This window comes from Ferruginibacter sp. HRS2-29 (genome assembly GCF_024343615.1).
Classification (GTDB): Bacteria; Bacteroidota; Bacteroidia; order Chitinophagales; family Chitinophagaceae; genus Ferruginibacter.
Map to the genome: position 1 here is coordinate 1 of NZ_RJUB01000108.1, position 865 is coordinate 865.

Here is an 865-nt window from a genome sequence, read left to right on the forward strand (position 1 = left end):
ACAACCGCCAATGCCACCTGGATCAACAGCATGCGGGTGCAGGCCACTTTGCCCGGCAGCGTTTCCGGGAATATCACGCAGCCTACCTGTGCCGTTCCAACAGGCTCGATCACCGTTACCGGTCCTACCGGAACAGGTTATACTTACAGCATCGATGGCGTGAACTTCCAGGTAAGCCCGGTTTTTACAGGACTGGCTCCCGGTGTATATACCATCACAGTGAAAAATGCGACAGGTTGTGCCGTTACCGCAACGATCACCATCAACTCCGTTCCGGGTGCGCCTGCGGTGGCAACTTACACACTTACCCAGCCAAGCTGTACTACACCTACCGGTACCATTACCATCAATACACCAACAGGAACCGGCTTGACTTACAGCATCAATGGAACTACTTTCCAGGCAAGTAATATATTTACCGGCGTTGCTCCGGGAACCTATACTATTTCGGTGCGAAATGCCGCGGGTTGTACCTCCACTACTACTGCAACTTTAAATGCCGTTCCATCAGCGCCAGCTGCAGCCACGGCTACAGTCACCCAACCTACCTGTGCCACTCCAACCGGTACGATCGTAATTACGGCACCAACCGGCACCGGCCTGGAATACAGTATCAACGGAACTACTTTCCAGGCAAGTACCACTTTTGCCGGTCTTGCGCCAAATACTTACACTATTACAGTACGTAACGCCGCAGGTTGTACTTCCACTGCTACCGCAACGGTGAATGCCGCTCCATCAGCACCGGCTGCAGCCACGGCTACAGTCACCCAACCTACCTGTGCCACTCCAACCGGAACGATCGTAATTACGGCACCAACCGGCACCGGCCTGGAATACAGTATCAACGGAACCACTTTCCAGA

Annotated in this window: 1 protein-coding gene; it reads left to right on the top strand. The window is 53.8% G+C overall.

Going from position 1 to position 865, the window contains the following annotated elements; genetic code table 11:
- The coding region (locus EGI32_RS11420; RefSeq protein WP_255155487.1) for a hypothetical protein at positions 1–865 on the top strand (865 nt) is incomplete at both ends.